16 protein-coding genes are annotated in these 20,967 nt (G+C 64.9%); 8 read left to right on the top strand and 8 right to left on the bottom strand.

All coding sequences use genetic code 11. The features are described 5' to 3' along the window. Positions 1–46 precede the first annotated feature (46 nt). Positions 47–1,021 (top strand): tripartite tricarboxylate transporter substrate binding protein, encoded by a 975-nt coding sequence (locus ACQY78_RS22005; protein ID WP_428678717.1) that lies wholly within the window; start codon positions 47–49, stop codon positions 1,019–1,021. A 144-nt stretch (positions 1,022–1,165) separates the two neighbouring features. On the opposite strand, the gene ACQY78_RS22010 is transcribed toward ACQY78_RS22005, so the two are convergent. Both ACQY78_RS22010 and ACQY78_RS22015 read right to left on the bottom strand, forming a co-directional pair. After that, positions 1,166–1,969 (bottom strand): maleate cis-trans isomerase family protein, encoded by an 804-nt coding sequence (locus ACQY78_RS22010; protein ID WP_428678719.1) that lies wholly within the window; start codon positions 1,967–1,969, stop codon positions 1,166–1,168. Between the two features lie 3 nt (positions 1,970–1,972). After that, complete coding sequence (locus ACQY78_RS22015; protein ID WP_428678722.1) at positions 1,973–2,839, bottom strand: amidohydrolase family protein; 867 nt, start codon at positions 2,837–2,839, stop codon at positions 1,973–1,975. Between the two features lie 566 nt (positions 2,840–3,405). Between ACQY78_RS22015 and ACQY78_RS22020 the strand changes: the two genes are divergently transcribed. Next, the gene (locus ACQY78_RS22020; RefSeq protein WP_428678725.1) at positions 3,406–3,939 is read left to right on the top strand and encodes a hypothetical protein; all 534 of its coding nucleotides are present in this window, start codon (positions 3,406–3,408) and stop codon (positions 3,937–3,939) included. Positions 3,940–4,012: 73 nt separating this feature from the next. On the opposite strand, the gene ACQY78_RS22025 is transcribed toward ACQY78_RS22020, so the two are convergent. After that, the gene (locus ACQY78_RS22025; RefSeq protein WP_428678727.1) at positions 4,013–7,843 is read right to left on the bottom strand and encodes an SIR2 family protein; all 3,831 of its coding nucleotides are present in this window, start codon (positions 7,841–7,843) and stop codon (positions 4,013–4,015) included. Between the two features lie 318 nt (positions 7,844–8,161). Here ACQY78_RS22025 and ACQY78_RS22030 point away from each other — a divergent pair, with 318 nt between their 5' ends. Then, entirely contained in the window at positions 8,162–9,976 is a 1,815-nt protein-coding gene (locus ACQY78_RS22030) for an adenylate/guanylate cyclase domain-containing protein (protein WP_428678730.1), read from the top strand. A gap of 172 nt (positions 9,977–10,148) precedes the next feature. Next, entirely contained in the window at positions 10,149–11,081 is a 933-nt protein-coding gene (locus ACQY78_RS22035; RefSeq protein WP_428676352.1) for an IS110 family transposase, read from the top strand. A gap of 159 nt (positions 11,082–11,240) precedes the next feature. On the opposite strand, the gene ACQY78_RS22040 is transcribed toward ACQY78_RS22035, so the two are convergent. Beyond that, a complete protein-coding gene (locus tag ACQY78_RS22040) occupies positions 11,241–12,188 on the bottom strand; it encodes an alpha/beta hydrolase (protein ID WP_428678732.1) in 948 nt (315 codons plus the stop codon). A 118-nt stretch (positions 12,189–12,306) separates the two neighbouring features. On the opposite strand from ACQY78_RS22040, the gene ACQY78_RS22045 reads away from it, so the two are divergent. Further along, on the top strand, positions 12,307–12,840 hold the full coding sequence (locus ACQY78_RS22045; RefSeq protein ID WP_428678735.1) for a DUF3833 family protein: 534 nt from the start codon (positions 12,307–12,309) through the stop codon (positions 12,838–12,840). Positions 12,841–13,005: 165 nt separating this feature from the next. Here ACQY78_RS22045 and ACQY78_RS22050 read toward each other — a convergent pair whose 3' ends face one another. After that, the gene (locus tag ACQY78_RS22050) at positions 13,006–13,662 is read right to left on the bottom strand and encodes a glutathione S-transferase family protein (protein WP_428678738.1); all 657 of its coding nucleotides are present in this window, start codon (positions 13,660–13,662) and stop codon (positions 13,006–13,008) included. An 81-nt stretch (positions 13,663–13,743) separates the two neighbouring features. Between ACQY78_RS22050 and ACQY78_RS22055 the strand changes: the two genes are divergently transcribed. The 3 genes from ACQY78_RS22055 to ACQY78_RS22065 all read left to right on the top strand — a co-directional run bounded on the left by ACQY78_RS22055 (position 13,744) and on the right by ACQY78_RS22065 (position 18,001). After that, complete coding sequence (locus tag ACQY78_RS22055) at positions 13,744–14,955, top strand: polyhydroxyalkanoate depolymerase (RefSeq protein WP_428678740.1); 1,212 nt, start codon at positions 13,744–13,746, stop codon at positions 14,953–14,955. Positions 14,956–14,997: 42 nt separating this feature from the next. Then, positions 14,998–17,154, top strand: a complete 2,157-nt coding sequence (gene scpA, locus ACQY78_RS22060; RefSeq protein ID WP_428678743.1) for a methylmalonyl-CoA mutase — start codon at positions 14,998–15,000, stop codon at positions 17,152–17,154. A gap of 70 nt (positions 17,155–17,224) precedes the next feature. After that, a complete protein-coding gene (locus ACQY78_RS22065; protein ID WP_428678746.1) occupies positions 17,225–18,001 on the top strand; it encodes an IclR family transcriptional regulator in 777 nt (258 codons plus the stop codon). Here ACQY78_RS22065 and ACQY78_RS22070 read toward each other — a convergent pair. The 3 genes from ACQY78_RS22070 to ACQY78_RS22080 are packed head-to-tail and all read right to left on the bottom strand — an operon-like array spanning position 17,998 to position 20,962. Next, entirely contained in the window at positions 17,998–18,798 is an 801-nt protein-coding gene (locus tag ACQY78_RS22070) for an enoyl-CoA hydratase-related protein (RefSeq protein ID WP_428678749.1), read from the bottom strand. The two genes, ACQY78_RS22065 and ACQY78_RS22070, sit on opposite strands and share 4 nt — an antisense overlap. A gap of 11 nt (positions 18,799–18,809) precedes the next feature. Continuing rightward, a complete protein-coding gene (locus ACQY78_RS22075) occupies positions 18,810–19,832 on the bottom strand; it encodes an acyl-CoA dehydrogenase family protein (protein ID WP_428678751.1) in 1,023 nt (340 codons plus the stop codon). Beyond that, positions 19,832–20,962: an acyl-CoA dehydrogenase family protein gene (locus tag ACQY78_RS22080; protein WP_428678753.1), complete on the bottom strand. Its 1,131-nt coding sequence runs from the start codon at positions 20,960–20,962 to the stop codon at positions 19,832–19,834. Before ACQY78_RS22080 ends, ACQY78_RS22075 begins: the two co-directional genes overlap by 1 nt. Between the last annotated feature and the right edge of the window lie 5 nt (positions 20,963–20,967).

The following is a 20,967-nucleotide window of genomic DNA, read 5'->3' on the forward strand; positions in this document are numbered from 1 at the left end:
AATAGCCTGTCGCCAAGCCCGTCGTTGGGGGAAGGGAAGGAAGCACATGACCAGCCTGACACGAAGGGCCGCCCTCGCGGGCGCAGCACTCTTGCCGCTCGCCGCCGCCGCTCCGTCGCGCGCGCAAGGAAAGTTTCCCGACAAGCCGATCCGCCTGATCATTCCGTGGGCCGCCGGCGGTCCGGCCGATGCCGGCTTCCGCATCCTCGCCGAGTCGGCGGCGAAGAAGCTGGGACAGCCCGTCATCGTCGACAACAAGGGCGGCGCGGCCGGCGTGCTGGGCGCGCTGGCGCTGCAGGACGCCAGGCCCGACGGCTACACGATCAGCCAGATGCACATGAGCGTGCTGCGCCAGCCGATGCTGAACGCCTCGCTGAAATACGATCCGATCAGGGACCTGACCTACATTCTGCAGATCACCGGCTTCGTCATGGGCGTGGTCGTGCGCCCCGATGCGCCGTGGAAGACGCTGCCCGAGCTGCTGGCCTATGCGAAAGCCAATCCCGGCAAGCTGAACTGGGGCACGCTGGGCGCCGGCTCCACCCAGCATCTCGCGATGGAGAGCCTCGGCCTGCAGCAGGGCCTCAGCTGGACGCACGCGCCCTATCGCGGCACGTCCGACACGTTGCGCGCGCTGATGGGCGGCGAGATCGACTTCGCCTCGGAGTCCTCGGGCTGGGCGCCGCTGGTGATGTCCGGCAAGCTGCGCCTGCTCGCGGTGTTCACGGCGAACCGCGCCAAGCGCTTCCCCGAGGTGCCGACGGTCAAGGAACTCGGCCTCGAGATCGCCGTCGACAGTCCGGGCGGCCTGATCGGCCCGAAGGGCATGGACCCCGCCGTGGTCAAGATCCTGGCCGACGCCTTCCGCGAAGCCGCGGGCGAGCCCAAGCATCTCGAATTCCTCGACAACATGGACCAGCCGCTTCTGCTGCTCGACGGGCCGGCCTATCAGGCGCAGATGGCGAAGACGATGGAGCAGGAGCGGGAGCTGCTGAGGAAGCTCAATCTGCTGGCGACGTAGCGACGGCCAGCCACACCAATCACCTCACCGTGAGGAGCGGCCGCAAGGCCGCGTCTCGAAGGGTGGGCACGAGCACCGCGCCTGTTGCCGATCCTTCGAGACGCGCGCTTCGCGCGCTCCTCAGGATGAGGTGTGCGGGTAATTCTAAGACCGCAACAGCGCCCCATACCCTTCGACCGGCGTGCGGATGCCCGACAGCCGCAGGCAGTGCCACAGGCTCGCCTGGTTGGCGCTGATCACCGGACGCCCGAGATCTCGTTCGAGCGTTTCGAGAATCCCGACGCAGCGGAAACCCGTGCCGCCGATCAGCACGCCGTCGGCCTCGGGCGGGCAGGCCTTGCGGATCTGCGCGTAGAGCGGCTCGATCTCCTGCTCGAAGCCCATGCCCTGCGGATAGAGATCCTGCGGCGGCACGTCCCGCCACTTGCGGCCGGGATCGAGGCGCAGATGACCCACCGGCGCCAGCCCGTGATCGCCGTAGTAGCGCAGCGCCGCCGCCACCGCGCCGTCGGCGAACCACGGCGGCAGGACGAGGAACGGCCGCTTCACGCCCGAATGACGCAACGCCGCCAGCGTATCGAGCCCGTTGGTCGTGACCCTGGCCTCGTCGCCCGCAATGCCCGATCGCACGACCGAAGACAGCGCCGCGACGGTCGCCTCGTCCCAGCCCTTGCCGCCCATCACGCTGCTCGACGTGTGGGCGAAGACGACGGCCTGCAGCTTCATGGCCGAGAACTGCTTGGCGCCGCGCGCCAGATCGTCGGCGAGATCGACGCCGCTCTTGTCGGCGCGCCACTTCGCCCAGGGTGTCGAGGCCGTCACCCGCGCCGCATGCACCGACACGCCCGGCGGCGCCATCGCCCACCACTCGGCCTCCGGCACCGCTTCGTTGCCGACGATGAACAGCCCGATCCGGGCGCGCCAGCCCCAGTTGTCGCGGTGAGTCATGGATCAGAACCCGTAAAGAACCGTCGGATTGTCGACGAGAATCTTCTGCCGCACGCCTGCGTCCGGCACGCAGCGGAAGAAGGTGCGCAACAGGTCGGCCTCCTGCGGGATCGCCTTCGCATCGTGCCCGACATGCGGCCAGTCGCTGCCCCAGACCAGCCGGTCGGGATTGGCCGCGACCAGCGCCTGCATGAACGGCGCGGTGTCGTCGTAAGCGGCGCCCGGCCCGGCGCCCTGGCGGGTGTTGCGGTCGGCGCCCGAGAGCTTGCACCAGTAGCGGCCGGTCTTCAGCCGCTCGCAGAACCAGCGGAAGCCGGCATAGTCGACGCCCTTGTCGGCCATGGTGCGGCCCATATGGTCGATCACGAAGTCGAACGGCATCTTCTCGAGCGTCGGCGCCAGCTCCATCAGATCGCCGGTCTCGACCCAGAGCTGCACGTGCCAGCCGCGCGCGCCGAGGCGCGGCGCCAGCGCCAGAAGGTCGTCGAGGCTCATGCCGCCCGAGGAGACCGGCTTGCCGTCCTGGCGCAGCAGGTTGATGCGCACGCCCTTGAAGCCCGCCTCGCTCAGCTCGTCGAGCCGGCGCTCGCTCACCTCGGGCTTCAAGAGCGCCACGCCGCGCAGCCGGTCGCGATGGCGCTGCAGCGCGTCGAGCGTCACCTCGTTGTCGCCGCCGGCCGCCAGCGCGTGGACGATCACGCCGCGCGCGATGCCCATCCGGTCCCACAGCGCCAGCAGCGCCTCGACCGGCGTCTCCTGCAGCGGCGCGAACTTGCCGCCATGGACGGCGGGGAAGCGGTCGTAGGGACCGTAGACATGGACGTGGCAGTCGGCGCTGCCGGCGGGGAGGGGAAAGCTTTCCTGGGTCATGCGGCCACTCTAGTGACTTTCCGGACAGGAGAGAATCAAGCGGTCTGGCCGACCGCGACCTCACACTGAGAAGCGGAACGAAAATGAACTCAATCAATTCAAGCACTTACCCGATCCAATCCCCCTTACCCTCATCCTGAGGAGCCGTGCGCAGCACGGCGTCTCGAAGGATGGGAACCCGCACCGCGCCCGTTGCCCATCCTTCGAGACGCGCCGCGGAGTTTACCCCGAGGTACTCGAGGGGCGGCGCTCCTCAGGATGAGGGGGGAGAGGAGAAGCGCGATTCGCTGTTTGAGCCAGGGCCGTCGGGCCAACGGGTAGTGGGAAATCTGATGGCCTACGCTTCATATGGTGTCGCGTCCGGCGCGAAGGGTGCGACATTCATTTCGAATGTTTCGTTTATTTCGATTATTGCGATTATCCCGCCCGCCGAGGCCGCCGCGGCGCCCGCCCGGAGCGACCCCCGCCCGCGAAACCACGAAAGGAACACAGGCCCGCAACCCGCGTTGTCGTCTACGCTTTTCGCCCCTCGATCCGTCCTCATGAACCTGGAGTCAGCCCCTCCCATGAAGCCAACCGCCCTCATCGCCGGCCTCGCCGCCACCCTCGCCGCCGCCGGCTGCTCCCAGTTCGACCAGGCGTTGGCCCCGCCGCCGCCCAGCGCGCTGTCGCAGCCGATCCAGGCCGCCGAGATCGACTGGTCGCGCAAGAGCGGCGCCAACACGGTGAGCGGCATCGCGACCATGACGGCCGGCGGCACCACCCACACCTGCGAGGGCCAGGCCGCCAACCTCGTGCCCGACAGCGCCTATGCCAGCGCGCGCATGAAGGCGATCTTCGGCAACGACATGAGGGGCACGCGCGCCTCGAGCCAGGGCCCGGTGAAGTTCGACCGCGACGACCCGCTCTACGTCTCGACCCTGCGCCGCACCACCTGCGACGCCTCCGGCAGCTTCTCCTTCCCGCGCGTCCCCGACGGCGTCTGGTACGTCACGACCGCCGTGAAGTGGGACGGTCCGGGCGACCGCGCCGAGGGCGGCTCGATGATGAAGCGCGTGGACGTGCGGGGCGGGAAGCTGGTGAAGGTGACGTTGCCTTGAGGTGGGGTAAGGCTGGTACATAGCCAGCTACCGGGTGCGGTATTTACTTTGATGTGCAACCTCTGTTGTCCCTTTATCGAGCATCCCACCGTCGCTTGAGTGAAATCAGACGTTCGTCCAGATTGAGGCGGCTATCAGCATCGCCTATTCGGCTTAGATTTACTTCAATGCCGTACGGCCAGATCGCGGCGTTGTCCGGTAAGACGGCGTCCAATAGAGCGAGCGTTTGTTCGGGGTAGAGATCAACAATGTTGTCCTTAGATTTACGAAGATTGGGCAATATCACGTGACCGCGATCGATCTTCGTGAGAAGCGGCAAAACAATCGCAGCTACCTTGGGAAATCGCGATTCATCTGAGAATGCCAAATCACACAAGCGAGCGGAAATAGCCGGAGATTTCGCTGAAATATGCCGCGGCCATACGTCTTGAAGAAATTCTGGCAGTTGTAGAGCCCAGCGACCTTTGTCATCTTTATCTGTAGACCAACGTTCCAGTTTCCACAGGATGCGCAAGCGAAAGTTGTCGTCGACCTTCAGTAGTAAGCCCCGCATTTCTTGGTTTGAAATCAGCCGCTCGCCGTTAATCTCGCTAGTGCTTCCCCATCCTGCCAAGATGATAGCTGCGAGCACTTCACCGTATCCACGGCGTGATGGAAGAGGCTGTTTTGCGAAAGATAATAAGTCCGGCTTGAGACGCGAATACAGTCGTTGGTTAGGAACTCTTGCACCCCACAGAAATCCAGCCCACGCAGCATCCTGATCGTATTCGTTGTCACCACTGAATACGATGAGAAGCTTCTTCTCCGTCCATGACGGATCAATCGTGTAGAACCAATTCAGATTGTGAAAAAATAAAACAATCGCGTGGCGTCGCATATCGCCGCCAAGGTCTAGCAAGGCCTCTACAACATTCAGCCAAGGCGCGAGGAATCCTCCTGAATGCCTAAGTTCATCCTTTCGGGGGTCGTTGAAGAGAGCCTGAGCCATCTTGCCGACAGGCGCATTGATAGCCTCCATGGTCCAATCTGGTTCGTGGCTTCCTCGTATGATGCCCGATCGACCTTTGATGGGGTGGAGGCGAAGCGAATCGATAAGTGTTCGGAGTACTTCGTCGAAGGCCTTGGGGTATGAAGGTGCGAGAATTTTGCTGGCGCGCACAAGCCAATCGGAGATAGGTGCCGCTAGTAAAGCAACAACTTCTGTTGGATAGCGGACCAGCTGGGAGGCTATTAGGAGGACAAGTCGCGCCTTGTCGTTTTCTCGCGCGGCTGGCCTCAAGAACGTCTGCCATGCCCATTCTGGATAGTCGCCAGCCTTCGCGGCATGTGTAAGTGCAGAGAACGCACGAATCGGACGTTCGGCAGATAGGCCTGCAAAAGGATCTGACTCGATTAAGAAGTCTTTGGTTCTTCCGCTCAACTCCTTGGCTCGCGCTAAAGTTGAGGAAAGCGGCTCCTTTAGCAGGGCGTCATAATCGGTTCTTGTTTCGACGAATCCAGATCTCCCCTCTAAGGATTCGGCAGCCGCATCAGCATACTCTGCATCCCATTTTGGAGCTCTTGAGCGGAGCGCTTCCGTGATGCTGCCTAGGTTAAAGCCAAATTTACACCCGCTCTTCGAGAGCCAGTGAATACGGGTAAGAGTGTCAGATGCTTTTCTTTCCTGAAAGTGATCATTTTCCTCGTCTTCCCAGCGTGCTGGTCCAGACAGCAGTCTTCTTTCAATGGAATCTCGCGCGGCTTCGCTTAGGTCGCTCCATCGACCGGATAAGACAAGTAGGAAGTCGCGTTGATGTCTGGAATCCCAAAATGCGTCGTCACTTATGCTGTCGATGACATCACCAAAATCAGTTGGCGATATCACCTTGGCGTTGCCGGCAGCCCATATTCTCAGTCGCGCAAAGATTGTGTCGTCTGTTGTAGGCCATGAATTAAATTCGTGGCGGGCATTGGCGGCGTCTAAGCTCGCGAGACGAGAGAATAATGAAGTAAACTCTATAACTGCTGCAGACAGACCGTGTGCCTGTCCGTAGCTCTCACCGTGATCGTCAGCCAAAATGGGGCTGATATCTGTTAATCCATATCCGCCGACCTCCGTTTCCAGCGCCAGGGCATGCTCAAGATTCCCGCGTAGGCCAGCGGTCATCGCCGCAACCCAGCCATCTGGGATTGACATCGCTTCGCTTTGATCTGGATACGCGACGTCTTTACTGAAAAGGTCTCGGATGCTCGAACTGGAAGACTCGCTTGGCGGCTTAGGGCCACCCCAATAATTTGGCTCGACTTTAAGGATTGGTCGCCGAAGCTCCACATATTGCCTGAGCATGGCGCCATCCCATCCGTCTTTGGCGATGAGAGCTTTTAGTTCAAACAGTTCTCCTGGAAACGCACCCTTGAAGGAATCCCACGCCTCAAAAAGGAAACGCCATGCGCGCCTAATCTCAGGTGCGGAGACTCGGGTGCTCTTTTCAACTTCCCATCTTATGAGGTCTCGAATATCCGGATGAAGTGGCGCTTGATGAGCAGCCCACCAGATGGCAGCCGGGTTGCTTGAAACCTTCGCGATCCAGATACCAAGTTGATGTAGACGTGGTGCCAACCTTGGGGAATGGGTCGCCCAATGGCCACGTAGCGACGGAAGGTTATTCTCATTTAGCAACGCCCAATCTAGCCTGTTCAGTGCAAAGGCATCCCAAGATCCAGTTGCAATCTCACGTTTGGGGGTATGGTCGTCAGGGTTGATCTTGTTTGGGGGAACATCGGAATCGAGGCCGTACAGATCAAAAGGATCGATATATGGACCACGCTCCAGCATGGAGCCTTGATATCCTGGCTTCGCGAAACGACGAGCGGGGTCAAACACGCATAGCCATTCAGCGCAAGGAGGCTCATCTCCCTCTGAGAATCTTTTTGCTCCCTCATACGTCGAGACTATGTGAGCAACTTGTCCTCGTTCGTGTGGCGCCAGGATGTCTGGCCCGCCCTTCGATAACTCAATAACAGCAGAGTACCAGCGATCTGGGTTTCGGGCTCTCTCAGCCCATGCTGCGAGTGTTTGCCAAAGAGCGCTGTGCCCATCTGCTGAGTCGTAGGCTATTGCTTCGACGCCTTTGTGTCGCCAGCGCGATGCGGCGTCATTCACTCCTCCTGATTGAAAGGCGTATACGTTGTCGAGTTTCCCGGATGCTTTGTTCAAGGCCTCTAAGAGATATTGAACAGGTGGATCGTCCGCCGTATAGCCAACGAATACCACTACGTATCGCTGAATAATCTCTCGAAAGAATGAAGTGGCCCAGCCATCGGAAAGATAGGCGCGTCCAAATTCAGAGCTTGAAAGAACAAATCCATCTTTTTCAGCGCCGTCATAATCCGATTTGGCTCTGCCATGAAGATAAACTATTCCATTGAACTCATTGGGACGTGATGGATCCGGTAATCGAGGCGGCTGCCAAGCCGGAAGGTGGCGGTCGCAGTCGTCAAACAGCCTGTCGAAGTTTGTCGTTACAAGTCGGACTATGCCTTCTTGGGTAGTTGCGAGATCGAGGAGTAGTTTGTGAGCGCTGAGGTCGCGGTCTGCCGATGGCTTGAGTGCGGTGGCTACTGCGGCCTCTATATCCCGAGGTAGAAAATCACGCTCTAGAAGTCCAAAGACGCGATCTGCAGATATTACTCCGGAGAGTCCTATTCGCATGTCGATAGTCTCAGCCTCGCGTATCAACTTGCAAGCGGGGCTGTCTTCTGAAACGCCCAGACTGGCTATCACTTTCTTTGCCAACCCAAAGAAATCGGGCAGGTTTGCGCGTGCTCTTGAGACGCCGGCGCCGCAGAAGAAAATAACGCGTCCCTGATCGCGAGCCAGTAGCAGGTTGTCTGGAATTGATGGACCGTCGGCGATAAATCTCATTAGTGTTCTCCGCCGACTACGATCGCAATAAGCTGTGACGAGGGGTTTATACTGCAAGCACTCAGACTGCTTGGAAGACAGGTTGAGATCGAGTAACAGATACTACTAGGAGAAGTCATTTCTTGGATACTAGGTGTCTAGAGTTGTTCCCAACAAAAGCGTTGCGAGGCCAATGATCTTCCATGAGCGAGGGAGGTGGATGGTGAATCGGGAAATACTCATGACCGGAAACTCGCTCGCGTCTACTTGTCCCCAACTTCACCCACCCGTGATCCCCCACGCCTGATCCATCCGCCCGCGTGCTACAGTACCAACCCCATGCCGCCCCTCTCGCGCCGCACCTGGAGCTGGACCTTCGATCTGCCGCCGTCCGTGCTGTGGCCGGTGCTGGCCGACACCAACCGCTTCAACGAGGCGATGGGCCTGCCGCCCTACCTGCTGGAGGAGACGCCGCAGTCCAACGGCACGGTGCTGCGCCGCGGCCGGGGCAAGGCGGCGGGGTTCACGCTCGAATGGGTGGAGAAGCCCTACGAGTGGGTGCTGGGCCGGCATTTCAACGTCTCGCGGGTCTTCTCCAAGGGGCCGTTCCGCCGCTTCGGGCCGGTGTTCGATCTCGAGCCCGACGGCAAGGGCGGCTCGGTGGTCCGCTACGCGCTCGAATGGGAGCCGCTCACCCTGATGGGCCGCCTGTTCGGCCGGCGGCTGGCCGAGCAGGCCGGCGGCGCCGTGGGCAAGCGCGTCCTGGAGGCCGTGTCCTTCCTCAAGGGCCAACGCGACACGACGTTCGAGCTGCCGCAGCCGGCGCTGCCCGAGGGCGCGTTCGAGCGCGCGGCGGCGATGGCGGCGGAGATCGACCGCAGCCCCTACGGCAACGGGCTCGGCAGCGTGCTGACCGGCACGGTGCTGGGCGGCATGGCGGGCGACCTCGCCCATCTCAAGCCCAAGCGGCTGGCGCGCCAGATCGGCGTGGCGCCGCGCGCCGCCATCGAAGCCTGTCTCGCCTCGGTGCGGGCGGGGCTCTTGACCATGAGCTGGGACCTGCTCTGCACCAACTGCCGCGGGCCCAAGCTCTCGGCCTCGGCCCTGTCGGAACTGCCGCGCGGCGCGCACTGTCCCTCCTGCAACATCGATTACGACCGCGACTTCGAGAAGAACGTCGAACTCACCTTTGCGCCTGCGCCCTCGGTGCGGCCGCTGATGGTGGGCGGCTTCTGCCTCTCGGGCCCCATGGCGACGCCGCATGTCGCGGTCCAGCTGCTGCTGGCGCCGGGCGAGCGGCGGCGCGTTTCGGTCGATCTGCCGCCCGGCCGCTACCGGCTGCGCACGCTGCATCCCGGCGGTACGGTCGACGTCGAGCATGAGGGCGGGGTGTTCCCCGGCCTGCGCGTGACGGCGTCGGGCGTCGAGGCGCTGCCTGCATCAGGCGAGGCGGGAACCATCGCGTTCGTGAACGAGGCGGGCTTCGAGCTGGCGGCGCTGATCGAGGACCGGACCTGGACGCGCGAGGCGCTGACCGTGCCGGAGGTGATCTCGCTGCAGGCCTTCCGCGACCTGTTCGCCGCCGCGACCCTGCGGCCGGGCGACGAGGCGGGGGTGAGCCAGGTGGCGCTGCTCTTCTCCGACCTGCGCGGCTCGACCGCGCTCTACGAGCGGCTGGGCGATGCCGCGGCCTACAACGTCGTGCGCGAGCATTTCGCGCTGCTGGCCGCCATCGTGCGCGACCATGACGGCGCGGTGGTGAAGACCATCGGCGACGCCGTCATGGCCTCGTTCGGCGATCCCGCCCACGCGGTGCGCGCCGCCCTTTCCATGCAGGCCCGCATCGCCGACCAGGATCTGTCGCTGAAGCTCGGCGTCCACATGGGCCCCAGCGTGGTGGTGACCCTGAACGACCGGCTCGACTATTTCGGCTCGACCGTGAACATGGCAGCGCGCCTGCAGGGCCAGAGCGAGGGCGGCGACGTGGTGCTGAGTCGTGCCGTGGCCGACGATCCCGCCGTCCAGACCGTCATCGCCGCCGTCCCGATGCGCGAAGAAGAGGTCGCGCTGAAAGGCTTCGACCGGCCGGTGGGGTTCGTGCGTCTCGGCCCTTCCACCTCCGCGCCCCTACAGACAACCACCTCACCCTTGTAAGTCGGCGTCTGCCGGATCGGCTAGACTAGCCGGCGCGGTGGCGGCGGGTAGACCGACTCACCCCGGGGCGTCGAAGCTCGTTCCTCAGCAAGGTCGCCCGTCCGTCGTTCCAGCGAACCCGAACAGTCGCGTGGGCCGCATCGCGAGCTCGCTTTCGCAAGGAAGGGTTGCCATGGAACACCGTCGCATTGTCGGCATCGACGTGTCGAAGGACCGACTGGATGTGCATGTCCTGCCGTCGCAGGAGGCCTTTGCGGTTTCCCGCGACGCAACAGGCCTCGTCGAGCTGTGCCGCCGCCTGGGCGACACGGTGGACCTCGTGGCGGTCGAAGCCACTGGCGGCTACGAGACCCTCGTCGCCGCGACCCTCTCGGACCACGGCATGCCTGTGGTGATCGTCAATCCGGCACAGGTCCGGGCCTTTGCCCAGGCGCTGGGACAGCGTGCCAAGACCGATCCGATCGACGCGTCGGTCATCGCCCGCTTCGCCGAGGCCACCCGGCCCCAGATCCGGCTGCTGCCCGATGGGGCCGCTCGCCTGCTTTCCGATCTGATGGCGCGCCGGCGCCAGATCGTCGAGATGATTGCGTCCGAACGTCAGCGCCTGTATCGCACCGAGCCGCCGCGCGTGCGCAAGAGCATCGAGCGATTGTTGAAGGCTCTTGAGCGCGAACTCGGCACTATCGACCATGACATCGATGGCGCCGTGCGCGGTTCACCGCTGTGGCGGGAGAAGGAAGACCTGCTGGCATCGGTGCCAGGCATTGGCTCGATCATCGCCAGGACCTTGCTGGCCGAACTGCCCGAGTTGGGGCGGCTCGATCATAAAAAAATTGCAGCGCTTGCCGGCCTGGCTCCCTACACACGCCAGTCCGGTCTCTGGAAGGGCAAGGCCCGCATCGGGGGCGGACGGGCGGTGGTCCGAACGGCCCTCTTCATTGGCGCCCAAGTCGCCAAGCGCTGGAACCCACCCTTGAAAACCTTCTACGAGCGCCTCATCGCCGCCGGTAAGACCAAGATGGTCGCCACCATCGCCGTCGCCCGCAAACTTCTTGTCATCCTCAACGCCATCCTCAGAGACAGGACACCATGGCAAAACGCTTGACCTCAGACACAGTCGCTGAGGAGACCTGCGCAGCAGGGCGTCTCGAAGGGTGGGCACGCGCACCTCGTCCGTTGCCCATCCTTCGAGACGCGGCCTGCGGCCGCTCCTCAGGATGAGGGTGGTGGTGGTGGTGGCTTGAGGCGATGGTGGAGTGAGGCCTCACGTCCCGAAGAACGCCCCCATCACCGCGGCGGCCTCGTCATTCGCCTTCAGCCCCTGCTTCAAAAACCGCGTCAGCGAGAAGAAGCCGTGGATGGTGCCGGGGTAGTTGACGTAGGTCGTCTTCACGCCGGCGTCGATCAGGCGGTTGGCATAGGCGCGGCCCTCGTCGCGCAGCGGGTCGTAACCCGCCGTGAGTACGAAGGCGGGCGGCAGGCCCGTGAAGTCTTTCGCCAGCAGCGGCGACAGGCGCAGGTCGGAGAGGTCGGTGCCGGCGGGCACATAGGCCTTCCAGAACCAGTCCATCAGGCCCTTGCTCAGGAAATAGCCCTCGGCGAAGGATTTGCGCGAGCCGCTCTCCTGGCTGGAATCGGTCGCGGGATAGATCAGCATCTGGAAGGCGGGGCCGGCTTCCCTGGCGTCGCGCATCGCCTGGCACACCACGGCGGCCATCGCGCCGCCCGCCGAATCGCCGCCGACCGCGAGGCGCGCCGGATCGGCGCCCAGCGCCGCGGCATTGTCGCGGACATGGCGGAACGCGGCGATGCCGTCGTCGATCGAGGCGGGGAAGGGATGCTCGGGCGACAGGCGATAGTCGATCGAGATCACCTGGCAGCGGCTCCTGTTGGCCAGCCGGCGGCAGGTCGAATCGTGGGTCTCGATGGTGCCGATCACGAAGCCGCCGCCGTGATAGTAGATCAGCGTCGGCAGGCTGCCGGCCTCGATACCGAGCGGGCGATAGCGGCGGTACTTGATCTCGCCGCCCGGTCCGGCGAAGGCGCCGTCGATGGTTTCCGCGACCTCGGGCGCATCGGCCTCGCTGTCCTCCGACATCTTGTCGACCGCCGGACGGCCGATCGCGTGCGGCAGGGATTCCAGCTTCGGCCGGCCGGCCTTGGTGGCCTCCTCCATCAGGTCGAGCAGGATACGGGCTTCGGCGTCGAGCATTCATGTCCTCCGATTCGTCGGGCGGAGTCTGCGCGGCAGGGCGCGGGGCGACAAGTGGGTGTTGCGGGGGTGATGGGCGGGGGTGATCCGGCGGGGTGCTCCCCGGCGTACAACCGGCATGACATTCACCTTGCCGCATCGCTTCTCCCCGCTCGGCCTGCTCGCGCTGCTGGGCGCCTGCGCCTCGCCACCGGACGCGCCGGTCGCCAGTGCGGCGCCGCCGCTGGTGCTGGAACAGTTCTTCCCCGGCCGCACGGTCGGGCAGGGGGTCTTCACCAACAGCTGGACCGGCTCGCAGCGCCGCTTCGACGTGGTGATCGACGGCGCCTGGGACGGCAAGACGCTGACCCTGGTCGAGGACTTCGCCTATGCCGACGGCGAGAAGGACCGCAAGACCTGGCGGCTGGAGCGCACCGCGCCCGGCACCTACACCGGCATGCGCGAGGACGTGGTCGGCCAGGCGCGGGCCTGGACCGAGGGCAAGGTGGTGCGGCTGGAATATGCGGTGAGCCTCGGCGGCTGGACCGTCGACTTCTCCGACGTGCTGGCCCTCAACCCCGACGGCTCCCTGATCAACAAGGCTACCGTCGGCAAATGGGGCATCCGGGTCGGCCGGGTCGAACTGGAGCTGAGGCGCGCGCCGGGGAGTTGAGTCCGTCTTGAGTTAACCGCACAACCTCATCCTGAGGAGGCCCGAAGGGCCGTCTCGAAGGATGGGCTACATACATTACGCCCGTTGCCCATCCTTCGAGACGGTCGCTGCGCGACCTCCTCAGGATGAGGTCATGGGTGTGGTGCAGTTTAGTGCGCTAAGCCTCTAAAACTCGACGTCCAGCTCCTCGACTTCCTCGGGCTCGGACTTCGCGGCCGCGGTCCATTCCAGCACCGCGGGGAAGCGCAGCATCAGGTCGCGATAGCCGGCCGAGGCCTCGTCGAGCTTCACGTTATAGGTCATGAAGCGGGTGCAGACCGGGGCGTACATGGCGTCGGCCATGGTCGGGGTCTTCCCGAACAGGTAGGGGCCGCCGTATTTCTGCAGGCAGTCGCGCCAGATCGCAGTCACCCGCTCGATGTCGGCCTGGGCGCCGCCCCACACCTTGAAGCTTTCGTGACGGACCTTGAGGTTCATCGGCAGGGCCGAGCGCAGGTTGGTGAAGCCCGAATGCATCTCGCCGCAGACCGCCCGGCAATGGGCGCGGGCTGCCGGATCCTTGGGCAGCAGGCCGGCGTCGGGCTTGGTCTCGTGCAGATATTCGGCAATGGCCAGCGTGTCCCAGACCTTGACCGGACCGTCCTCCAGGGAGGGCACCAGGAAGGAGGGGGATAGCAGCAGAAGCTCGGCGCGCGTGGAGGGATCGTCCCACGGCGCAACCCGCTCCTCGAAATCGAGGCCGGCGATCCGGCAGAGAAGAAAACCTCTCAGTGACCAAGAGGAATAGTTTTTGCTACTGATGGTGAGCGAGGCCTTGGCCATGGACTCCACCCCTCCCGGTTGGTGGGACTGTCTGTATCTTAGGTGCCCGCAAACATGCAAATACCGAGCCGGTCGCCCCTTATGCTTTATGCGATGTATCAGACCGCCGCCGACATGATGCTCCCGGTCCGCCTTTGGGCGACAGCGGCAGGGCAGACCCTTTCCACGGGGGGGAGTCCGACGCCCGACAGTTGGCGGGCGGCCAGCGCGCTGTGCGAGATGACGACGCGGGCCACGCTCAGCCATCGCCGTCCCGCCTTCGGCATCACCGAGGTGCCTTACGGCAACCAGACGGTGGCGGTGCGCGAGGAAGAGGTCTTCGCCACGCCGTTCGGGACCCTGCTGCGCTTCGCCAAGGTGGGCGTCCCGCCGCAGCCCAAGGTCCTGCTGGTCGCGCCTCTTTCAGGGCATTTTGCGACGCTTCTGCGCGATACCGTGCGCGTTCTGTTGCCGGACCATGACGTCCACATCACCGACTGGGCCAATGCCCGCGATGTCGGCATCTGGAACGGCCGCTTCGGCTTCGACGAATATGTCGAGCACCTGATCAAGTTCCTCGAGGTGATGGGCGAAGGCGTCCATGTCATCGCGGTCTGCCAGCCCTGCGTGCAGGCGCTGGCGGCGGTGGCGATCATGGCCGAGGACGACAATCCGGCGCAGCCGCGCAGCATGACCCTGATGGCCGGCCCGATCGACACTCGCATCAGCCCGACCAAGGTCAACGAGCTGGCGATGGGCAAGCCGATCAGCTGGTTCGAGCAGAACCTGATCCATCGCGTGCCGATGCGCTATCCCGGCGCCACAAGGCGGGTCTATCCCGGCTTCATCCAGCTCACCGCCTTCATGAGCATGAACGCCGAGCGCCACATCAAGGCGCAGGTCGAGCTCTACCAGCACCTGTCCAAGGGCGAGACCGAGCAGGCCAACACCATCAAGGCCTTCTACGACGAGTATTTCGCCGTCCTCGACATGGCCGCCGAGTTCTATCTCGAGACCGTCCAGTGGGTGTTCCAGGAGCACCGGCTGCCCAAGGGCGAGCTCGACTGGAAGGGCCGCCGGGTCGATCCCAAGGCGATCCGCCGCACCGCCCTGTTCACCATCGAGGGCGAGCGCGACGATATCTGCGCGCTCGGCCAGACCGTGGCCGCCCACGACCTCTGTTCCAGCCTGCGGCCCTATCGCAAGAAGCACTACATGCAGGCCGGCGTCGGCCATTACGGCGTGTTCAGCGGCCGCCGCTGGGCCACCCAGATCTATCCCCTGGTGCGAAACACGATTTTGGCCAACGAATAAGCGGGTCTTTTGGGGGCCGGAAATCCGCAGTACATTGCGGACATGGCCGATTTTCCGAAGAAGACCCTCGCCGACTGGGAAAAGCTCGCAGCGAAGGAGCTGCGCGACCGCCCGCTCGATGACCTCACCTGGATGACCCCCGAGGGGATTCCGGTGAAGCCGCTCTACACGGCGGCCGATCTCGAGCAGATCGAGACGGTGGGCACGATGCCCGGCTTCCCGCCCTTCACGCGCGGGCCCAAGGCCACGATGTACGCCGGCCGTCCCTGGACGGTCCGCCAGTATGCCGGCTTCTCGACCGCGGAAGAGAGCAACAAGTTCTATCGCGCCAATCTCGCGGCCGGCCAGATGGGCCTGTCGGTGGCCTTCGATCTCGCCACCCATCGCGGCTACGACTCCGATCATCCGAGGGTCGTCGGCGACGTCGGCAAGGCGGGCGTGGCGATCGATTCCGTCGAGGACATGAAGATCCTGTTCGACGGCATCCCGCTCGACAAGATGAGCGTGTCGATGACGATGAACGGGGCCGTGCTGCCGGTGCTGGCCGGCTACATCGTCGCCGCCGAGGAGCAGGGCGTGCCGCAGGACAAGCTCGCGGGCACGATCCAGAACGACATCCTCAAGGAGTTCATGGTCCGGAACACCTATATCTATCCGCCCGGACCCTCGATGCGCATCGTGGCCGACATCATCGAGCACACCGCGCTCTACATGCCCAAGTTCAACTCGATCTCGATCTCCGGCTATCACATGCAGGAGGCGGGCTCGACGCTGGTTCAGGAGCTGGCCTTCACGCTGGCCGACGGCCTCGAATACGTGCGCGCCGCCAAGGCCAAGGGCCTCGACATCGACGCCTTCGCGCCGCGCCTCTCGTTCTTCTTCTGCATCGGCATGAACTTCTTCATGGAAGCCGCCAAGCTGCGCGCCGCGCGCTTCCTGTGGGCCGAGCTGATCAAGCCGTTCGAGCCCAAGAAGGCCGATTCGCTGTCGCTGCGCACGCACTGCCAGACCTCGGGCGTCTCGCTCACCGAGAAGGACCCGTACAACAACGTGATCCGCACCGCCTACGAGGCGATGGCGGCGGTGCTGGGCGGCACGCAGTCGCTGCACACCAACTCGTTCGACGAGGCGATCGCCCTGCCGACGCCGACCTCGGCGCGCATCGCGCGCAACACCCAGCTCATCCTCCAGCACGAGACCGGCGTCACCAAGGTCGTCGATCCGCTGGCCGGCAGCTACTACGTCGAATCGCTGACCGCGAGCCTGGTCGCCGAGGCGCGCAAGCTGATCGAGGAAGTCGAGGCGCTGGGCGGCATGACCAAGGCCGTCGAGGCCGGCATGCCGAAGCTGCGCATCGAGGAGGCCTCGGCGCGGCGCCAGGCCCGCATCGACCGCGGCGAGGAGATCGTGGTCGGCGTGAACAAGTTTCAGCTCAAGGAAGAGTCGGCGATCGACATCCTCGACATCGACAACGACGTCGTGCGCGAGGCCCAGCTGAAGCGCCTGCACACGATCCGCACCACCCGCGACGAGGCCAAGTGCGTCGCCGCGTTGAAGGCGCTGGGCGAGGCCGCCCGCACCGGCACCGGCAACCTGCTCGGCCTCGCGATCGAGGCGACGCGCGCCCGCGCCACGGTGGGCGAGATCTCGTCGGCGCTGGAAGGCGTCTACGGCCGCTACCAGGCGACCATCCGCTCGATCTCCGGCGTCTATGCCGGCGAATGGGAGGGCGATGCCGGTCTCGACCGCATCCGCACCGACATCGCCGCCTTCGCTGAGGAGGAGGGCCGCCGGCCGCGTCTCATGGTCGTGAAGATGGGCCAGGACGGCCACGATCGCGGCGCCAAGGTGATCGCCACGGCCTTCGCCGATCTTGGCTTCGACGTCGATGTCGGCCCGCTGTTCCAGACGCCCGAGGAAGCCGCGCGCGCCGCCATCGAGAACGACGTGCACGTGATCGGCATCTCGAGCCAGGCCGCCGGCCACAAGACGCTGGTGCCGCAGCTCATCGAGGAGCTGGCCAAGCAGAACGCCTCGGAGATCATGGTCGTGGTGGGCGGCGTCATTCCCGCCCAGGACTACGACTTCCTGAAGAAGGCGGGGGTCGCGGCGATCTACGGACCGGGCACCAACATCCCGGCCGCCGCCGCCGAAATCCTCTCGATCCTGCGCCAGCGCGACCAGAAGCGCGCGGCCTGACGTGCACTGCGGCCTGGACGCTGGGTAGCGCGGCAACGATGGCGTCTTGTGCGCTCTTTCGAGGTTTCCGATGAAGGAGCCGAGGAAGGATAAGGACGGCAAACCCGCCGGCGGGATCAATGTTCGCGCCGCCTCGCGGACCATCGACCTGTTCGAGGCCTTCGCGACGATCCGCCGTCCGATGACCGTCTCGGAAATGGCACGGGCCCTCAAGGTGCCCGTGTCGAGCTGCTTTTCGATCATCCGCACGCTCGAGGCGCGGGGCTACCTCTTCAACCTGCCGCCCGGCAACAGTTTCTATCCCACCGCCCGCCTGCGCGACGTCGCGGAGGACATCACCAAGTCCGACCCGGTCCTGTCGGTGGTGGGCGGCGCCGTGCGCCAGCTGTGCGACGAATCGCGAGAGACCGCGATGTTCGGCAAGCTCTGTCGCAACAGGGTCATCCTGCTCGCCGTCGAGGTCACCTCGGCGCCGGCGCGGTACATGCCCCAGGTCGGCGACCTGCGGCCCGTGCATGCGACGGCCATCGGCAAGGCCCTGCTGGGATCGCTGCGCGAAGAGGAGCTGGAGAAGATCCTCTCCCACGTGACCCTGGAAAAGGTCACGAAGCACACGATCACCAATGACAGCCAGCTCAGGAAGGAGCTGGCCGCGAGCCGCCGCCGCGGCTGGTACACGAATGCGGAGGAGACGATCGCCGACATGACGTCCCTGTGCGTGCCGCTGACGATGCGCGGCGAGCACTATGCGCTGGCGATTTCCGGCCCTACCGTGCGCATCAAGACGAACTTCAAGGAAAACCTGGAACGGCTGCAGGCCACCGCCGAGGCGATCAGCAGCAACTAGCGCGTCGGCTTTCGCGAGATGCGCTCATAGGCTTCCACCAGGGCCGTGCGATGTTCCGGCGTATTGTGCCCCAGCGCCTGCATCGCCGCCGAGACTTCGAGCAGATGGTTGATCTGCATGTTGCGTCCCATCCTGAGCAGGCGCTTGGTCATGCGCACGCCGTCGGCCGGATGACGCGCGATGCGCCGGGCCAGCGACATCGTCTCCTCCATCAGGCTCTCCGGCGTGACGACCCGGCTGACCAGCCCGATCTCGAGCGCCCGCGCCGCGTCGATCGTGTCTCCGGTGAAAGCCAGCTCGCAGGCATCGGCGAAGCTCAACGTGCGCGGCAGCAGCCAGGCGCCGCCGTCGCCCGACACCAGGCCCAGGGTGACGAATGTCTGGGCGAACCGCGCGGTCTCGGAGGCGATGCGGATGTCGCACATCATCGCGAGGTCGCAGCCCGCCCCCATGGCCGGACCGTTGACGGCCGCGATCACCGGCACTTCGAGTGCCTCGAACAGCTCGGGCAGTTGCTGGATGCCGCGGCGATAGGCCATGCGCGTGGCCTCGGGGCGCTCGCGGTCGACGAGCGACGTGCCGTCCAGCATCGCCTTGAGATCGCCGCCGGCGGAGAAGGCGGAGCCGTTGCCCGTCAGCACGAGGCACTTCACTTCCCGGTCGCGATCGAGCGCGCGGATCGTGTCGGCCACCTCGTCGATCATTGCGACGTCGGTGAAGGCGTTGCGGCGCTGAGGCCGGTTCAGGCGAACGACGGCGATGCCGCCATCCCGTTCGACCAGGACTGCCGGCTCCATTTCAGATCCTTTCATGACGTGATGAACTGCCAGAGATCCGCAGACGGGCCGGCGGATGCCCGCGCGCCCAGCCGCTCTGCCCAGTAGGCGAGCGGACCGAACTCGGCGCGCCAGGCCTGGATGGCCGACGTGTGGCGGTGGAGGTCGTACTCCCAGGCATAGCCCATGGCACCGTGCACCTGATGAGCGACCGCCGCGCATTCGCCGCCCGCGAGGCAGGCATTGATCCGGGCCGCTGCGATCTCACGCTCCGCTGCGCCGCCGCGCGCGAGGGACTCGTAGGCGGCGTCGAGCAGGATCCGTGCTGCGGCGAGCTTGCTGGCGGCCCCCGCGATCTGGTGCTGGACGGCCTGGAAGGAGGCCAGCGGCTTGCCGAACTGCTTGCGGTTCGTCGTGTAGCCGATGGCCAGTTGGAGCGCCTGCTCGGCTGCTGCGCAGATCTGTACCGACCGCATCAGCGCGCCGCGCAGCAGCAGCGCGTCCGCCGGCACATCCGCCAATAGGGCCACGGGACGGTGACGGTGAAAACGCACCGAGTCGCGCGGCTCGCCCGCGAGATTGCGGCCGGCCTCGATGACGCATCCCTCCAGGCTCACAAGCGCGAGCCCCTGGGACAGAGGCAGTACTGCGTGGCCGACCTGGCCGGCCCAGGGGACACCCGTCGCCACGCCGTCGAGCCGTCCCTCGGCCAGCGCGAGACCGGCGCACCCGGCAGGCGCGACGAGGACCAGCGGACCGGGCGGCACGGCATGCCCGGCTGCAGCCAGCAAAGCACCGGCCACGGCCGTCTCCGGCAGCGGACAGCGCGCCGCCACGGCGGCGCAAGCATGGATCACGGCAAGCTCGTCCGGCAACTCGCCTCCGGTACCCCCGAGCTCGGCAGTCACGGCGGGCAAGGTGAAGCCGTCTCGCTCGAGCGTCGGCCAGAGGCTTGTCCAGGCTTCCGGCGCCGGGACGTCGTTGCCTCTGCCGATCGTCGAAATCGGCGCCAGCGCGCGCAGGGCCGAGGCATGGACGGGACTGTCTTCGATCATCAGCGTAATCCCAGGCCGCGCGCGATGATGCCGCGCAGGATTTCGCGGGCGCCGCCGCGAATGGAATAGGACGGTGCGTGAAGCAGCGTCTGGGCGATCAGCCGGTTCATCGTATCGGCGCTCCCCGGATCGGGCGCACTCTCGAGTCCGTCGAGAAGCACCTCCCCGACATCCTGTTCGAGCCGCGACCCCAGTTCCTTCACCAGCGCCGCTTCGAGGTTGGGCAGCTTGCCGTCGTTCAGCATCGCGGCGACGGAAACCGAGAGGGCGCGCAGACCGAGCAGTCGCGCCGTCAGCAGGCCGAGCTTCTCGGCCGGCAAGGTGTGCGCCGTCTTCGTGAGATGTCGCAGCAGGATGAAGGACGACATGAAACGCTCGGGTCCGCTGCGCTCGAAGGCGAGCTCGCTCGTCACCTGTTCCCATCCGTTGCCGACCGTACCGACCACCCGGTCGTGCGGCACGAGCACGTCGTCGAACGTCACCTCGTTGAATTCATGCTCGCCCGACATGTTGGGGATCGGCCGCAGCGTCAGGCCGGGCGATTCCATGTCGACGATGAGTTGCGAGAGGCCCGCATGCCGCTGCGACTGCGGGTCGGTGCGGCACAGCAGGACCATGTAATGATTGCGATGGGCGTTAGAGGTCCAGACCTTGCGGCCGCGAACCCGCCAGCCTTCCGGCGTGGCTACCGCCGCCGTTCGCAAGCTCGCGAGATCGGAGCCGCTGTCGGGCTCGCTGAGGCCAATGCAGAAGAAGAGTTCGGCGCGGGCGATGCGTGGCAGAAATTCCGCGCGCTGCGCCTCGGTCCCGTAGCGCAACAGCAAGGGACCGACCTGCCGTTCGGAAATCCAGTGGGCGCCGACGGGCGCACCCGCGGCCAGCAATTCCTCCAGCAGGATGAAGCGCTCAAGCGACGATCGCTCGCCGCCGCCATACTTCTTCGGCCAGGTCAGGCCGAGGAATCCCGCCTCCGCGAGGCGGCGGCTGAACGCGGCATCGAACTGCGACCAGCAATCGGCGCGCGGTTCGCGGGCGGCGGGATCGGCATTGAGGAAGTTTCGCACACGCTCGCGAAACGCGCCGAAGGCATCGAGGTCGGCGTTCCGGTGCGGAAAGGCAATCTGCAGCATGGGAC

This window comes from Reyranella sp., from assembly GCF_965279625.1.
Lineage (GTDB): Bacteria > Pseudomonadota > Alphaproteobacteria > Reyranellales > Reyranellaceae > Reyranella.

Coding starts and splice junctions, on each gene's coding strand:
- ACQY78_RS22005 (WP_428678717.1), top strand. CDS start 47: ATGACCAGCCTGACACGAAGGGCCGCCCTCGCGGGCGCAGCACTCTTG.
- ACQY78_RS22010 (WP_428678719.1), bottom strand. CDS start 1,969: ATGACTCACCGCGACAACTGGGGCTGGCGCGCCCGGATCGGGCTGTTC.
- ACQY78_RS22015 (WP_428678722.1), bottom strand. CDS start 2,839: ATGACCCAGGAAAGCTTTCCCCTCCCCGCCGGCAGCGCCGACTGCCAC.
- ACQY78_RS22020 (WP_428678725.1), top strand. CDS start 3,406: ATGAAGCCAACCGCCCTCATCGCCGGCCTCGCCGCCACCCTCGCCGCC.
- ACQY78_RS22025 (WP_428678727.1), bottom strand. CDS start 7,843: ATGAGATTTATCGCCGACGGTCCATCAATTCCAGACAACCTGCTACTG.
- ACQY78_RS22030 (WP_428678730.1), top strand. CDS start 8,162: ATGCCGCCCCTCTCGCGCCGCACCTGGAGCTGGACCTTCGATCTGCCG.
- ACQY78_RS22035 (WP_428676352.1), top strand. CDS start 10,149: ATGGAACACCGTCGCATTGTCGGCATCGACGTGTCGAAGGACCGACTG.
- ACQY78_RS22040 (WP_428678732.1), bottom strand. CDS start 12,188: ATGCTCGACGCCGAAGCCCGTATCCTGCTCGACCTGATGGAGGAGGCC.
- ACQY78_RS22045 (WP_428678735.1), top strand. CDS start 12,307: ATGACATTCACCTTGCCGCATCGCTTCTCCCCGCTCGGCCTGCTCGCG.
- ACQY78_RS22050 (WP_428678738.1), bottom strand. CDS start 13,662: ATGGCCAAGGCCTCGCTCACCATCAGTAGCAAAAACTATTCCTCTTGG.
- ACQY78_RS22055 (WP_428678740.1), top strand. CDS start 13,744: ATGCTTTATGCGATGTATCAGACCGCCGCCGACATGATGCTCCCGGTC.
- scpA (WP_428678743.1), top strand. CDS start 14,998: ATGGCCGATTTTCCGAAGAAGACCCTCGCCGACTGGGAAAAGCTCGCA.
- ACQY78_RS22065 (WP_428678746.1), top strand. CDS start 17,225: ATGAAGGAGCCGAGGAAGGATAAGGACGGCAAACCCGCCGGCGGGATC.
- ACQY78_RS22070 (WP_428678749.1), bottom strand. CDS start 18,798: ATGGAGCCGGCAGTCCTGGTCGAACGGGATGGCGGCATCGCCGTCGTT.
- ACQY78_RS22075 (WP_428678751.1), bottom strand. CDS start 19,832: ATGATCGAAGACAGTCCCGTCCATGCCTCGGCCCTGCGCGCGCTGGCG.
- ACQY78_RS22080 (WP_428678753.1), bottom strand. CDS start 20,962: ATGCTGCAGATTGCCTTTCCGCACCGGAACGCCGACCTCGATGCCTTC.